This window comes from Spirillospora sp. CA-294931, from assembly GCF_050946795.1.
Taxonomy (GTDB): Bacteria; Actinomycetota; Actinomycetes; order Streptosporangiales; family Streptosporangiaceae; genus Spirillospora.
In genome coordinates this window covers 1,331,548-1,344,986 of sequence record NZ_CP192006.1, presented here as the reverse complement: position 1 = coordinate 1,344,986, position 13,439 = coordinate 1,331,548, and the positions used below count along the sequence as shown (strand labels likewise).

Sequence of the window (13,439 nt, the reverse complement as noted above, 5' to 3'; positions counted from 1 at the left end):
GGCTCGACTCGTGCGTCGCAGGCTTGGAGGGGTAGTGGCTCTGGGAGCTCTTCGCCATCTTCTGGTTTGGACGGGGATTGCCGTTCGGGCAAGCGGGGTTGTTAGTTTTCTTCGGTGCCGTATTCCCAGTGCCAGGGTTCGAAGGGGTTGGAGTAGGCCCAGGCTGGGTGGAACCAGCCGTATTTCTTGGAGTTGGACTCCATCCAGGAGAACTGGAGGGAGCCGGCGATTTGGACGCCTCCGCACAGGTCGACGGCCTGGCCCTTGCCGTGGTTGCTCGTTCCCGGGACGGCGGCGAACCCGGGACGGCGGGCGTAGACCGAGTGCTGTTCGGACAGGTTGCGGTAGGAGTCGGTCACGCACATGTCCTTGCCGAACTTGCGCTTGTAGGCGGAGTTCAGCTTGTAGAAGGCCAGGGCGGCGTCCGCTCGGAGCTGGTTGCCCTTCTGGGGCAGATCGCAGAGGTACTTGGACGGAATCAGCCCGTTGGGGAAGCGGCGCGCGTTGGACGCCAGGCCCTTGTCGCAGCCCATTTGGAGGCGTTTGTCACGGTCCGCTCGGGTCCGGTCGAGCATTTCGGTCAGGTCCTTGGTGAGCCGCGCCGACTTCTGCTTGAGACCGTCGATCTGCTGCTGGACGCGCGTCTGCTCCACCGCGTTCCGCGACTGCAGGTCCTGGGCGGTGGACGCCAATTTCCGTCGACGTTCCTGGAGTTCGTTGGCGTGCTTGACCAGGGCCTCGCGGCTCTGCGCGAGTTGGGTGACGTCCGCCGTGGCCCGCAGTGCCTCGTCCGGATCGCCGGAACCGAAGATCGCCATGGACCCGGCCGCGCCGGGCTGCTGGTAGGACGCGTTCGCCAGGCGCGCCAGCGGTTCTCTGATGCGATCGAGGCCCGCCTCGGCGGCGGCCAGGTCTCGCAGCGTCACCCGCAACTGGGCCTGGGACTTGGCCAATTCCTGCTTGCGGCTGGTCATCTGCCCGGTGGCCTTCTCGAGCTCTTCCCGCGCCTTGGACGCCTGACGGCGCAACGCCTCCACAGGGTCGCTCGCGGCGCTTCCGGGCGTTCCGGCGACGAGAACCGACACCACCATGAACACCGAGACCAGCGCCGCCGACCGAGGGGTTGGCACGGTGGCTCCTCCTGATGACCGAACGCCGAACGATCGCAGGAACGCTACTACACGTTCACAGTCGATCTGACTGTGTTCACGGAGTCACGCGACTCTGTGATCTGCACCATCGCCCGAACCACGGGATGTGCTCCATCCCCGGCGCGCATCGCGAGCTTCGGCTTTCCTGCTTGGGCGGCGCTTTCCGCTTGGCTTTGACCGTCGGCTTGGCCGCCGGTGCGACGCTGCGCGGCTTCTCCGTCCGAGGCGGGACGAAGGCCCGATAGGTGGGCCCGGTCTCCGGCGTGACGCTGGGCGTCGGTCCCGGCTCCGGCACCGCCTGAGCGGGCGGGGCCTGGGAACTCTCAGGCTGGGACGAGTCAGGCATGCCCTGCAGCCCCAACGCCAGAATGCCCGCCAGGATCAGGGGCGTCAGCACCCCCGCCACGAACAGCACAACCCACCTGGGAACACGGATCGCCGACACGATACGGCCCCCTTCCAGGCGCACTCTTCCTCGATGCCGACCCGTCACGAGACGAGATCGTACTCACGATTGCCCCACACGCACAGAGAGAACCACGAACCGACATAACGCAACGTAGATCATCTGCCACGCGCCCACCTCATATCGGGGAGCGCCCCACCCCCCACGTCCTCTACCCTGTAGGTGCCGTCCGCTACGCTCTAGCGTCGAACAGCACCAAGCCTCCGTAGCTCAGGGGATAGAGCACCGCTCTCCTAAAGCGGGTGCCGCAGGTTCGAATCCTGCCGGGGGCGCACCTCTGACCACAACAAAAGGCCCTTGACCAGCACGTACGCTGGCCAGGGGCTTCGTTGTGTGCAACTCTATGCGGTCGTTTGCGGGCAACTGCGGTTGATCCATCCCAATGCCGTCCCACGCAAACGGCGCTGTGACGTGCCGAGACCTCCCGCATCTGGGCACCCAGCACCTCGCTCCTTCTCACGCCTGGGCCAACGCGTAGAGGGACGCACCGCCGGTCGTGCCTGGCCCGCCGCCAGCTGGCGGCCCGCGGATCGGCGACAGAGAAGCACCAGGGGTGGCCTCGGTCGATTACGGCAGAGGCCGACCGGTCCAGCGCAGTGGCCGCAAGGGCAAGTCAGGCGGCGGGAGGGCCGCGGCCTCTCCAGCACGCCGCTAGACGGAAGGGAAAACAGTCCGACGTGTTCGGACTGGCGCTTGCGACGAAAGAGCCTCGTACACCCGAGCCTACTTTTCAAATGCTGCGAGCACGTTGGCCATCCTATATTCAAAAGCTTTTGGGATTATCGGAGTCCCTTCCGGAATGTCCAGGAAAATCAATGCCCGGGGCAGCTTGGCAGCAAAATCGTGAGAACTCCAGCCGGGCCCATCCGTGGCCCTCCCGCGAGCTGCGATCAGAAGCAGTCAAACGAGGGCAGCTTGACGATCGCCGTGGCCCTTGACCTGCGCATCGGGGGCCGGGCTCGCAACCTTCTGGCAGCTCTGCGCCCTGTTGTGGTGTCCAGATGTCGGGGGGCTCAAGCTAACGCTTTGCAGACTCTCTGTCCCTCCAGGACGCCTACAAGCGGGCACCCAGTTCCGATACTCGGCGGGCAGCCGCAACCCCAGTGCGCAACGAACTCCCCGACAAACCCGGGGCCACCGAGCCACCCCAGTGTCATTCCCTCGGGAATGGTCGCTCGCACATCGGCCCACAGGATTCGGCTTCCGGATCGACGCGGGCGACTCTAATTTTCGGTCAGGTCAAGCCCCCCGGCTTTCACGCTGAACACAAGTGCGCGCCAGTCACACGGGGAAAAGTGCAGAAACGCGCCGCCCGGGTCCTTGGAGTCGCGCGCCAGGACGCAGAACCCCAGTTCCGTGCGGTGGCCGGCGACTTCTACACAGTCGGCAGATTCTCCCGAGTGGCTGCTCTTGCGCCAACTAGGAGAAGGCGTGCTGAATTTCATCTATTATTGCCCTGCCCGAAGCTCATCGATATCGTCAATCGCTTGTGCTATGAATTCTCGTGACTCTTGCTCGGAGAGAGCGCGTTGCTGAATCTCCTCAAATGCTAGCATATATCGAAACGCACGTTTCTCGTTCTCGATGAAGATGTCACCGGTCATCTCCTCGATGTGGACGACGTCCGGCAGCAGATCCTCATGGAAGCTGAGGATGTTGAACCGAAAGCCGAGACTGGGATGTGCGCCTTTGGTGAATGGCAGAATCTGGATTGTCACGTTGGCCATCTCGCATACCGTGAGCAGATGGGCGAGTTGCTCGCGGGCCACCTCCGGACCGCCGATGAGCCTCCGTATGACACTCTCTTCGAGCACGGTCCATATCTTCAGTGGGTTTGGCCCCAAAAGGCGGGCTTGGCGCTTGAGCCGTACTTCCACCGCCTGCTCGATCTCCCCCGGAGGAAGTCTGGGGACGACGTTCCGGATGATGGCTCTCGCGTATTGCTCGGTCTGCAGCAGGCCGTTGACCGGGCCGAGGCGAAACGAACGCAGGAACGAGGCCTCGTCCTCCAGGCCGAGATAGGTGCGGTAATCCTCCGGCAGGCTGGCGATGCTTTCCCACCACCCCCGGCGTTGGGCCGAACGTGCCAGATCAACGAGGCGGTCCCCTTGTGTCTCGGAGATCTGAAACAGGCCCAGCAGGCGTTTGACGTCCGCAACGGTGACCCCTGAGCGAGCGGTCTCGATCCTGGAGAGCTTGGCGGCGGACCAGCCTAGCTCGGCCGCGGCCTGCTCGCCGGTGAGCCCCGCGGCGAACCGGCATTCTCGCAGTTCCCTGGCCAGTTGGCGGGCCCGGACCGTTGGTGGGCGAGCATCGGGCATCTGCTTCTCCTGTCAGACGGCGGCGTCCTGTCTGCAGCGTCGGATGCAAGCGAGCACGAGAGCGTGCCCGCGAGCTTACCTGCAAGCTTGCAAACATGCTTGCACTTACGGATGATTGAGGCGAGTGGGGACCTGCCCAGCGCGCAGGAGGCGATGCCGGAGATGATCTCCAACAGCGCGAACGGCGATGATCCCGATGCTCGCCGGAGGAGCCGATGACCGTGGCCGCAGGACCGAAGTTCCTTGGCACGTCTCCACGGGCGCCGGGACCGGCCGCGACGCACGACGGGGCCAGACTCGCCTACCGCTTCGTCGTGGGCGTCGACGTCGAAGGATTCAGCGGCCTGTCGACGCTGGACCAGATACGCATCCAAGAGGACCTCGGCGACGCCCTGAACATCGCCGCGGTGCGGACTGGCCTTGACCGTTCCACCTGGTACCGGCAGGTCGCAGGCGATGGTGAGCTTGCCTTTCTCCCGGCTGACACCGACGGGCTGAGCCTGGTGGCCGCTTATCCCCTAAAGATGGCCGAGGCGCTGAGAGAGGTCAATGACCGGCGTGCCCCTCGACCACCCGTTCGCGTCCGCCTGGCAATGCACCACGGAACCCTGGTGGCCGGCTGCTTCGGCCCCGTAGGCGAAGCGCCGATAGTCGTGCGCCGCCTCCTGGATTCCCAGATCCTTCACGACGAACTGCGGGTGACCGAAAAGGACCTGGCCCTGGTGGTGTCAGAATCGATCTTCGGTGGCGTCGTCAAGACTCAACTGGACGGCTTGGAACCTTCGGCCTTCCACCCCGTAGAGATCCAAGTGCAGAACACGACCTACATCGGCTATATCCATCGGGACGCCCGCGACAACGGATTGGGCTCTCTCCAGTGGGCCCCGAAATGGCCCCTCCGATGGAGCACCCTCAGAAACAGTTTGAGGCCTGGCCGCCGTTAGCTAACTACAACGATGACATAGTTGGGATCGTAGTTCGCGGACAACACAGGCAACGCCGCAGTGAGGTTGTTCAGGTCGTACCGGCGGAGGGCTTGGGGAGCTTCACGGTCTCCGTCGGCGGCGCAGGTCAGCCCACCAGGGCTTTCTTGCGTTGTCCCTGGTAGACGCGTGTAGAGCACGCTAGGGCACGTCCCGGCAACGCTTGAACCTGCAAGATCATCTCCCATACGTCTCCCAGCGGGCCCGAGGTTTCGGCTGCGAGCGGCCATCACCTTCGATCGTAAGGTTCGTGGCACCACCGAGCACATGACGTCCGCGCGCCCCCGAGAGATCCACGTCAAGGAAACGCGATCGCACTACCTCCTCGGCGGAACCGAGGGCTACCACGTCGACCGGGAACTCGCCGAGCGGTTCATCGCGCTGACCCGGCATCGCTCGGAACGCGCGCGCGAAGCAGGAGCTGGTTGATCGGAGTTGTCGAGGTGTTCGCCGTCCAAGGCATCCACCGGGTCCTCGACATCGGCTCCGGTTTCCCACCGAGGGCAACGTCCACGAGGTGGCCGGCCGGGCGATCCCGGGCGCTGGCATTGGTGGCGATCCGCTTGCGGGCCGGAACGGAACGGCTCGGTGTGAGCCAGTGGACCGGGGCTACCGGGGGCGTGGCGGGGGACTCGACCACCGGCGAGGTGGGTAGCTCGGCTACCCGGTGCAGGCGTGCGGCCCGACGCCTGTTCGACCTCACCTCGGCTGGCGGGTGGCTCGGCCGCCGGGTGAAGGCGTGCGGGGGAGGTCGGGGTGTTGTGGGGCGGTCGGGAGGGGACCGCCCCACAACGGGTTCTGGCTAGGCGATGCTGGCTCCGAAGCGGACGGCGCCGTCTACCGGGATGCCTCGGCTGCCCGGGGCGAGCAGCCCGAAGCCCCCAGCTTGGCCGTCCGTACTAATGTCGTGCGTGGCGCCCTTGTCATACGTCACGTCATCGGGCGCACCGATCATCATGCGGTCGAGACGGACGGTCAGCGCGGCACCGAAGCGGTCGCCGGCCTGGGGCGTGCCCTTCCCTTTCTCCTGGGTGTAGATCTGGTTGTTCTTGTCCGGCGTCTCGGGGTTCAGCACGTGGACCGCGCCGGCGTCGGCGAGAGAGCCGACGTCCTCACTCGGCATGCCGACCACGAGAGACGCGCGCTCGTTGGCCCCCCGCCCCGTGTCGAGGGCCAGCACCGCGCCGAACCGGTCCCCCGCCTCGGACGCACCCACGATCCCGGGGGTGTTCTGGTTGACACTCCGCAGATGCGGCAGCGGGTAATCGTCCTCACCGCCGAACAGATGCACCGCCCCCGCGTCCGCCGCCGAGCCGATGTCCTCGGTCGGAACGCCGACCGCGAGCCAGGCGACGGACGGGCCGTCGTTCACGTGGTAGGCGCTGTAGGACACAGCGGCGCCGAACTGGTCGCCGGCCTCCGCGACGCCATCCACCCCCGCGACGTCCTGTGTCAGCGGGACGTCGCTGTTCAGGCCGGAGGCTTGGTGGACCATGCCCGCGTCCTTGACGGTCCCCAGGTCTTCGCCGGGTACTCCAACGGCCAGGTTGTAGCCCCTGACCTCGTCCGAAACGCCGCCCCCGTACAGATCGACCGCGGCTCCGAAGCGGTCTCCCGCCTCGGGCCCGCCGCTGATGCCGGGGCTGTCCTGGGTGATCATGGCGGCCTGCGCGACGTCGCCGGCCGTGCCATCGAACGCCACGACGCCCGCGGCGCCCGCGTCGGCGGCGCCGTTCACGTCCACGCCCGGCGCCCCCACGGCCAGGCCCGGAGCGGGCCTGTCGCCGGGAGTGCCGTCGGTCCGGAGAGTCCTGTCGACGCCCAGCGCCGCACCGAACTGGTCGCCCGCCATGGGCGAGCCGGGGACGCCCTCGGCGCCCCGCCGCAGCACCTTGCCGGCCCGGCCGCCGCCGAGCCCGTCGGCCGACCCGTAGATCACGTGGACGACGCCCGCGTTGTCGGCCGACCCGACCGACTCCGACGGCACGCCGACCACCAGGTCGGTGTAGTTGTCGGAATTGACCCTGAGCGCCCGCACGACCGTCCCGAAGCCGTCATCGGCCTCCGGGGTGTCGCCGACGCCCGCGTGTCCCTGGACCAGCGGCGTGACCTTCCCGCCCTCGCCCCCGAACACCACGTTGATCCGACCCGCGCGTGCCTTCCCGGCCACCGTGGCGTTCGGGTCGCCGACCACGAGGTCGGGGCATCCGTCCGCGTTGAAATCGACGCTGCCGTCGACTTCACCGCATATCGCCGCCCGCGGGGCCGCTTGCGCCGTCCCCACTCCGAATGTCACCGCGGCGCCCGCTACCGCGAGCACCCCAACCACTCTGTTGAAACGCACCATACCCCCATCGGACGAGCCGACTTCTGTCACATAAAAGACGCGTTTTGATCAGGAGTGATTTACCCGGTGTTCATTCGTTTTCCCGGCATCGCGCCATCACGGGCGTTGACCTGGCGATTCTCCGAGAAAGTGGCCCCCGACCACGGTTCACCCACCCAAGAATGGCGACCGGATATCACCGCCCTGGTCGAAGCGGCTTTCATGGGGGCTGGCGGGGACCCGATCGCTGATAACCGGATCCGGTCCGAACTTGTCGTGCTGGTCTCGGTCGACATCGCGGTGGATCTCGTCCAACCACGCCCTCACCTGCTGTCTTGCCCGCGCGACTACCTGTCCCGCACAGCGCGGGACGGGGCCCGTGGGCGGCCGCCTGCCGGGCGGAAACAGGGGTCTAGGAGCATCCATGCACAAGTTGCATCGATCATCCGCCTATTGGCATTGCCGATCGCTTGCTTGTCGTGATTGCTTCAGAATAGATTTCAAAGTGCCGCAACCAAAAATTGCGTCCATTGGTTGCGGCACTCCGGTCTCGTACCGCCCAAGTCCGCCCTCGGGCGGTACGTCCTGCTCTCCGGCGTCAGCGCCGCCCGGGACGCTGAAATTGCCAACGTGAATTTGGGTACGATCGGCGGTCTTGGACCGCGCATTGTGCGAGTCGAGCGACCAGACCACTGGGGTTTCGTGAGCCTGACTCGCCCTCAGGCTGCCGTGCCACTGCGGCCGGTGCCGTCCCTCGAATTGACTGGGCCCCGTTTGGGGGCATCTGGAGCGCCGACACCGTGTGCGGGCCGCTCAGGAGGCGTTGTCGTAGGTGGTGCGGGCGGCGTTCACCTGGTCGATGTGGCCCTCGGCCCAGCCTTTCACCGCGCGGACGACCGGGAGCAGGCTCTGGCCGAGCTGGGTCAGGGCATAGGTGACCTGGACGGGACGTGTGGGGACGACCGTTCGGGAGACGAGGCCGTCGCGTTCGAGGTTGCGCAGCGTCTGGGTGAGCATCTTCTGGCTGACGCCGTCGATCTTGCGGGACAGGTCGCCGTAGCGCATCGCGTCCTCGGCCAGCGCGCTCATGATCAGGCCGACCCACTTGTCGCTGATCCGGTCGTAGAGCTGCCGGGCGGGACAGCCCGCGACAAAGGCGTTGTACTCCTGACGCGGTTCCGCGGGCGCTGTGCCAGTCATGAGTTCTCCCGGTGCGGTACGCACTCCAAGGTGCCTTCTTTCCGATAGAGACTAGCGCTTCTAGGCTTGGGCTCGTCAAGCAAGAAACGTCGGTCACCGATCTCTTGAGTGGGGGTTCGGTGAAATATCGTGCTGCGCGAAAGAAGGAATTCATGCGCATAGCGAAAAGGTCTGTGGCGCTGGTCGTGCCCGTCCTTTCCCTGGCCGCTGGTCTGGCCGTCCTGCCGGGAGACGGCGATGCGGCGCCCGTCCAGAGGCGGTGTACGGCGGGGACGTTCGACGGGAAGCGTTTGCTGGTGCTCAGCGATGCCACCATGCCGGCCAGCGCCTTCATGGACGGCCGTCTGGAGCCGGGAGGACGCGGCGCCGGCGGCGCGCGTGACGCCCTGACGGTGATCGACCTTCCGCTCCGGGTCGGGGTCCCGGGGTTGGAAGGTCCCCCGCCTGTCTCCGGAGAGACGGAGGTCGACAACTCGGTGGTCGGTCCGCCCTATGGAATGGCGGTTTCTCCAGATGGGCGCCTTGTTTACGTCCTGCGGACGCGAGGCAATCCGCCCCCCGGCGTCACCGAGGTGGGGAACGTCTTCACCGGCCTGCCGAGCGAGGCGGTCGTCTCGGTCGTCGACATCGCGGACGCCCGGCGTCCGAAGCTGATCCAGAAGATCCGCGTCGGCCGTCACGCCCACACGCTGAGCCTCAGCCCGGACGGGACGCTCCTCGCGATCAACACCGACGAGCCGGGCCGGAACATCGTCCTGCACAGGGTGGAACGCAACGGCCGTGTCGGCGCGGAGAAGCTGGCCGCCGCCGGTGCTCCGTCGGTGCGCCGCGTCGGCCGGATCGAATGGCATCCGTCCGGCCGTTATCTCGCGCTCGGCATTCCCTTCGCGGATGAGATCCGTTTCTTCGAGGTCGGCAATTCGGGCCGGACGCTGAAGCCGTGGGGCGCGCCGGTCAGGGTCGGTAAATTCCCGGACGAGGGCGTATTCACCGACGACGGCCGCTTCTACCTTTCGACTGATCTGCAGTGGGGCGACGATGTGCCCGGCCATTTCCACGATCCGCCGCCCGGCACCATCACTGCGGTCGCGTTCGACGCGTCCCGCGGGCGCCACCGCGTGACCGGTCGGGCCAAGACCGACATCAGCCCCGAGGGCATCGCCGTCAGCCCGGATGGGCGGCGGGTGGTCACCGGAAACCTCACCCACAGCTGGCGTCCCTGGAACGACGAGCGCCTGACCCCGCGGTCCTCGATCGATCTGCTCGACCTCGACCCCGGGTCCGGGAGGCTCAGCGCACGGCAGCGCCTCGCGGTCGACGGCGTCCTGACCGAGGGGATCACCTTCGACGCCTCGGGCGACCATGTCGCGCTCTCGGTCTTCGACCGTTTCGACCCGCGGCGCCGCCGGGGTGCGGTGAAGTTCTTCGACCTCTCCGGTGGGCCGGACTGCTCTCGACTGTCACCCACGCACGCGGAGCTCGAGGTCCCACCCGGGCCCCACTCACTCCTCGTCGTCCGCTGAGCGAGGCCGGCCGGCCGCCCCCGGGCCAGGGGCGCTCGGTCGGGCTGTTCTTTGGTCTCGGTGTCTGTTCGGGGGTGGTGACCTCGTCATCACTACGTCGGGTCATCGAGATGAGGAGAGTGAGATGGGCACCATCAGCGTTTTCGAGAGCGTCAGCCTGGACGGTGTCATGCAGGGGCCCGGGCGGGCGGACGAGGACACCAGGGGCGGATTCGCGCACGGCGGCTGGGGTCAGGGGTATGCGGACCAGGTGAGCGGGCAGTTCGCCGGGTCGGGGATGGCCACCACGAAGGCGATGCTCTTCGGGCGCCGGACTTACGAGGACCTGCTGGGTCACTGGACGTCGGTCACCGAGCCCAACCCGTTCACCGAGGCGCTGGTCAACCAGCGGAAGTACGTCGTCTCCCGCGACGAAGGCACGGTGCCGGGGTTTCCCAACTCGACGCTGCTCGCGGGCGAGGCGGTCGAGACGGTCGCGCGGCTGAAGGGGCGGGTCGACGGCGTGATCACCGTGATCGGGAGCGGTGAGCTCGTGCGCTCGCTGCACGCGGCCGGGCTCGTCGACGAGTACATCCTGCTGATCCATCCCCTCGTGCTCGGGTCGGGTACCCGGCTCTTCGGTGCGGGGGAATGCTCCAACCTGAGGCTGGCGGAGTCGATCACGTCCAGCACCGGTGTCGTCATCGCGCGCTACGGCGTGACCTGCTGAGAGGATCGGGACATGCGGTACATGCTGCTTTTCCACTACGCCGAGGAGAGCGACGAGTCGATCGGGCCCGAGGCGGTGGAGGCGGGTATGCGGGCGTTCGCGAGCTATGCCGCGACGTTGGAGCAGGCCGGGATTCTGGTGAGCGGGCAGGTGTTGCAGCCGTCCGCCGCCTCCACGACGCTGACCAGTGCCGGTGGGGAGCTGCGGATCCAGGACGGGCCGTTCGCCGACACCAAGGAGCAGCTCGGCGGGGTGATCGTCATTGACGTGCCGGACCTCGACACCGCCTTGGAATGGGCGCGGCAGGCGCCGCCGGTGGCGTGGGGCACGGTCGAGGTCCGTCCCGGGGCCGTGCACACCGAGGCGGGCTCGTGGGTTCCGTCGTGACGGCGGCGGACGTGGCGGAACGCGCGGCGCGGACGTCCTATGGACGGCTGGTCGCGCTGCTGGCCGCGTCCACGGGTGACCTGGGGCTCGCCGAGGACACTCTGGCGGAGGCGTTCGAGCGGGCGCTGACCACCTGGCCAAGGGACGGCGTCCCGGACAACCCGGAGGGCTGGCTGCTCACGGTCGCGCGGAATCGTCAGCGGGATCATTGGAAGTCCGCCGATCGCCGGCATTACGCGCCGTTGGAGGCCGTCCCCGAAGACCCGCTGGACGCCCTCGATCCGGAGGAGATCCCCGATCGGCGGCTGGCGTTGCTGTTCGTCTGCGCGCATCCGGCGATCGCCGCGAACGTCCGCACACCGTTGATGCTGCAGACGGTGCTCGGCTTCGACTCCGCAGAGATCGGGCGGGCGTTCGCCGTGCCCGCCGGGGCGATGTCGCAACGGCTGGTGCGTGCCAAGCGACGGATCCGGGACGCCAAGGTCCCCTTCGTCGTCCCGGGGAGGCAGGCCATGCCCGAGCGGCTCGCGCCGGTTCTGGAGGCGCTGTACGGCTGCTATGCCATGGCGTGGCCGCAGCGGGGCGAGGCCCGGTATCTCGCGGTCACCGCGGCCGCCCTGCTCGGGGACGAGCCCGAGGCTTGGGGGCTGGCCGGTCTGCTCACCCTGGCCTCGGCGCGGGCCAGGGCGCCCGGGCGGCCCTTCGTTCCGCTCGATCGGCAGGATCCGTCCGAGTGGGACCGGGCTCTGGTCGCCGAGGGCGAGGCGTGTCTGCGCAGGGCCGAGCGGCCGGGGCGGGCTCCCGGACGGTTCCAGTTGGAGGCGGCGATCCAGGCCGTCCACTGTGATCGGGCCCGGACCGGCCGGACGGACTGGCACGCGCTCCGCACCCTGTACGCCGCGCTGGTCGCCGTCGCGCCGAGCCTGGGCAGCCGCGTCGCGCACGCGGCCGTCATAGGGCAGATCGAGTCCCCCGGGGACGCGCTAGTGCTGTTGGACGCGCTGCCTCCCGAGCGCGAGCAGTTCCAGCCGTACCACGCGACGCGGGGTGATCTCCTGGCACGGCTGGGACGGCAAGAGGAAGCGGTGGTGGCGTATGGCCGAGCGGCCTCACTCACTGATGACGCGGCGGCGCGGTCGTTTCTTGAGCGGCGGGCCACGCTTGGTGCGGAGGGGTGAGAGGAAGACGGGCAGGAAGGCCAGGGCCATGCCGAGGGCGGCGAGCCAGATGATGGCGCGGATGCCAATGAGGGACGCCAGGGTGCCGCCGAGCAGGGCGCCCAGGGGCATCGTGCCCCAGACGAGGAAGCGCATGGTCGCGTTCATCCGGCCGAGCAGCCGTTCGGGGCACAGGGCCTGGCGGTAGCTGATCTGCGCGACGTCGTAGACCATGCCGCCGAAGGCCACCGCGAACTCGCCCGCGGCGGCGAGCCAGAACCGCCAGTCGTCCTGGGCCAGGGGGACGAGCATGCCGAAGGGCCCGGTCAGCGCGATGCTCATCCAGATCGTCCGGCCCTGTCCTGCGGACATGGCGATGCGGCGGGCGCACAGGGCACCGGCGACCCCACCCGCGGCGCCGATGGTGAAGAAGAGACCGACCTTGCCGGCGGAGAGGCCGAGCTGGGCGGAGAGCAGGACGATCATCATGGGCTGGCTCGCCATCCGGAACAGGTTGAACGTTCCGGTGCTGGCGGCGATCGCGCGCAGCGGCCGGTTGCCGAACACGAAGCGCAGGCCCTCGACGGCCTCCCGGCCGAGATGGGGGTCCGGGACGGCGGGCGGACGGGGTTCGCGCGTCCTGATCAACGCGATCCAGACGGCCGACCAGGCGAAGCAGAGCCCGTTGGCGACCACGGCGTAGGAGGTGCTGAGGGCCTGGACGGCCAGGCCGCCCACCGTCGGGCCGCTCATCTGGGCGATCGACTGGGTGGAGGCGAGCTTGGCGTTGCCTTCGGCCAGCCGGTCGGTGCCCACCAGGTGCGGCAGATAGCTCTGGTACGCCACGTCGAAGAAGACCGTCAGGGCGCCGTAGACGAGCGCGACGGCGTAGAGCTGGGGCAGGGTCAGCACGCCGAAGGCGGCGGCGGGGACGAGCGAGGCGAGCGCGAGGGTGCGGCCGATGTCGCTGATGATCAGGACCCGGCGGCGGCGGGCGCGGTCCACCCAGACGCCGGCGGGCAGGCCGAGGAGGAGGAACGACGCCGTCAGCGCGGTCGAGACGAGACCTACCTGGGCGGGGGTGGCGTCCAGGGTCTGGGCGGCGAGCAGGGGCAGCATGAACAGGCTGGTCGTCGCGCCGATCTGGCTGGCGGCGTCACCGATCCAGAGCCGCCGGAAGTCCCGGTGGAAGGCGAGGCTGTCCCGGAAGGGCATC

General features: G+C 67.9%; 13 protein-coding genes and 1 tRNA gene. 8 read left to right on the top strand and 6 right to left on the bottom strand.

The window, feature by feature from the left end; translation table 11 throughout:
* Positions 1–101: 101 nt before the first annotated feature.
* Entirely contained in the window at positions 102–1,130 is a 1,029-nt protein-coding gene (locus ACQPY4_RS06345) for a D-alanyl-D-alanine carboxypeptidase family protein (RefSeq protein ID WP_433333395.1), read from the bottom strand.
* 686 nt (positions 1,131–1,816) lie between these two features.
* Here ACQPY4_RS06345 and ACQPY4_RS06340 point away from each other — a divergent pair.
* Positions 1,817–1,889: transfer RNA gene (locus ACQPY4_RS06340), tRNA-Arg, on the top strand.
* Positions 1,890–2,840: 951 nt separating this feature from the next.
* On the opposite strand, the gene ACQPY4_RS06335 is transcribed toward ACQPY4_RS06340, so the two are convergent.
* Both ACQPY4_RS06335 and ACQPY4_RS06330 read right to left on the bottom strand, forming a co-directional pair.
* Positions 2,841–3,062 carry a DUF397 domain-containing protein gene (locus ACQPY4_RS06335; protein WP_433333393.1) on the bottom strand — a complete coding sequence of 74 codons (222 nt, stop codon included), beginning with the start codon at positions 3,060–3,062 and terminating at the stop codon, positions 2,841–2,843.
* A 3-nt stretch (positions 3,063–3,065) separates the two neighbouring features.
* Positions 3,066–3,938: a helix-turn-helix domain-containing protein gene (locus ACQPY4_RS06330; protein WP_433333391.1), complete on the bottom strand. Its 873-nt coding sequence runs from the start codon at positions 3,936–3,938 to the stop codon at positions 3,066–3,068.
* Positions 3,939–4,153: 215 nt separating this feature from the next.
* Between ACQPY4_RS06330 and ACQPY4_RS06325 the strand changes: the two genes are divergently transcribed.
* Both ACQPY4_RS06325 and ACQPY4_RS06320 read left to right on the top strand, forming a co-directional pair.
* Complete coding sequence (locus tag ACQPY4_RS06325; RefSeq protein WP_433333389.1) at positions 4,154–4,882, top strand: hypothetical protein; 729 nt, start codon at positions 4,154–4,156, stop codon at positions 4,880–4,882.
* A 306-nt stretch (positions 4,883–5,188) separates the two neighbouring features.
* Entirely contained in the window at positions 5,189–5,350 is a 162-nt protein-coding gene (locus tag ACQPY4_RS06320) for a hypothetical protein (RefSeq protein WP_433333387.1), read from the top strand.
* 373 nt (positions 5,351–5,723) lie between these two features.
* Here ACQPY4_RS06320 and ACQPY4_RS06315 read toward each other — a convergent pair whose 3' ends face one another.
* Entirely contained in the window at positions 5,724–7,217 is a 1,494-nt protein-coding gene (locus tag ACQPY4_RS06315; protein ID WP_433333385.1) for a hypothetical protein, read from the bottom strand.
* Positions 7,218–7,334: 117 nt separating this feature from the next.
* On the opposite strand from ACQPY4_RS06315, the gene ACQPY4_RS06310 reads away from it, so the two are divergent.
* Positions 7,335–7,730: a hypothetical protein gene (locus tag ACQPY4_RS06310; protein ID WP_433333383.1), complete on the top strand. Its 396-nt coding sequence runs from the start codon at positions 7,335–7,337 to the stop codon at positions 7,728–7,730.
* A gap of 330 nt (positions 7,731–8,060) precedes the next feature.
* Here the strand turns inward: ACQPY4_RS06310 and ACQPY4_RS06305 are convergent, their stop codons facing one another.
* The gene (locus tag ACQPY4_RS06305; protein WP_433333381.1) at positions 8,061–8,447 is read right to left on the bottom strand and encodes a winged helix-turn-helix transcriptional regulator; all 387 of its coding nucleotides are present in this window, start codon (positions 8,445–8,447) and stop codon (positions 8,061–8,063) included.
* Positions 8,448–8,458: 11 nt separating this feature from the next.
* Here ACQPY4_RS06305 and ACQPY4_RS06300 point away from each other — a divergent pair, with 11 nt between their 5' ends.
* The 4 genes from ACQPY4_RS06300 to ACQPY4_RS06285 all read left to right on the top strand — a co-directional run bounded on the left by ACQPY4_RS06300 (position 8,459) and on the right by ACQPY4_RS06285 (position 12,244).
* On the top strand, positions 8,459–9,970 hold the full coding sequence (locus tag ACQPY4_RS06300) for a hypothetical protein (RefSeq protein ID WP_433333379.1): 1,512 nt from the start codon (positions 8,459–8,461) through the stop codon (positions 9,968–9,970).
* Between the two features lie 124 nt (positions 9,971–10,094).
* Positions 10,095–10,679, top strand: a complete 585-nt coding sequence (locus tag ACQPY4_RS06295; RefSeq protein WP_433333377.1) for a dihydrofolate reductase family protein — start codon at positions 10,095–10,097, stop codon at positions 10,677–10,679.
* Positions 10,680–10,691: 12 nt separating this feature from the next.
* On the top strand, positions 10,692–11,066 hold the full coding sequence (locus ACQPY4_RS06290; RefSeq protein ID WP_433333375.1) for a YciI family protein: 375 nt from the start codon (positions 10,692–10,694) through the stop codon (positions 11,064–11,066).
* Entirely contained in the window at positions 11,051–12,244 is a 1,194-nt protein-coding gene (locus ACQPY4_RS06285; protein WP_433333373.1) for an RNA polymerase sigma factor, read from the top strand. The genes ACQPY4_RS06290 and ACQPY4_RS06285 overlap by 16 nt, the downstream gene beginning before the upstream one ends.
* Here the strand turns inward: ACQPY4_RS06285 and ACQPY4_RS06280 are convergent.
* Entirely contained in the window at positions 12,176–13,438 is a 1,263-nt protein-coding gene (locus tag ACQPY4_RS06280; protein WP_433333371.1) for an MFS transporter, read from the bottom strand. The genes ACQPY4_RS06285 and ACQPY4_RS06280 overlap by 69 nt on opposite strands.
* Position 13,439: the final 1 nt, after the last annotated feature.

What these genes read in the sequence shown, in the direction of transcription:
- ACQPY4_RS06335 (WP_433333393.1), bottom strand. Translation starts at nt 3,062, where the DNA reads ATGAAATTCAGCACGCCTTCTCCTAGTTGGCGCAAGAGCAGCCACTCG.
- ACQPY4_RS06330 (WP_433333391.1), bottom strand. Translation starts at nt 3,938, where the DNA reads ATGCCCGATGCTCGCCCACCAACGGTCCGGGCCCGCCAACTGGCCAGG.
- ACQPY4_RS06325 (WP_433333389.1), top strand. Translation starts at nt 4,154, where the DNA reads ATGACCGTGGCCGCAGGACCGAAGTTCCTTGGCACGTCTCCACGGGCG.
- ACQPY4_RS06320 (WP_433333387.1), top strand. Translation starts at nt 5,189, where the DNA reads ATGACGTCCGCGCGCCCCCGAGAGATCCACGTCAAGGAAACGCGATCG.
- ACQPY4_RS06305 (WP_433333381.1), bottom strand. Translation starts at nt 8,447, where the DNA reads ATGACTGGCACAGCGCCCGCGGAACCGCGTCAGGAGTACAACGCCTTT.
- ACQPY4_RS06295 (WP_433333377.1), top strand. Translation starts at nt 10,095, where the DNA reads ATGGGCACCATCAGCGTTTTCGAGAGCGTCAGCCTGGACGGTGTCATG.
- ACQPY4_RS06290 (WP_433333375.1), top strand. Translation starts at nt 10,692, where the DNA reads ATGCGGTACATGCTGCTTTTCCACTACGCCGAGGAGAGCGACGAGTCG.
- ACQPY4_RS06280 (WP_433333371.1), bottom strand. Translation starts at nt 13,438, where the DNA reads ATGCCCTTCCGGGACAGCCTCGCCTTCCACCGGGACTTCCGGCGGCTC.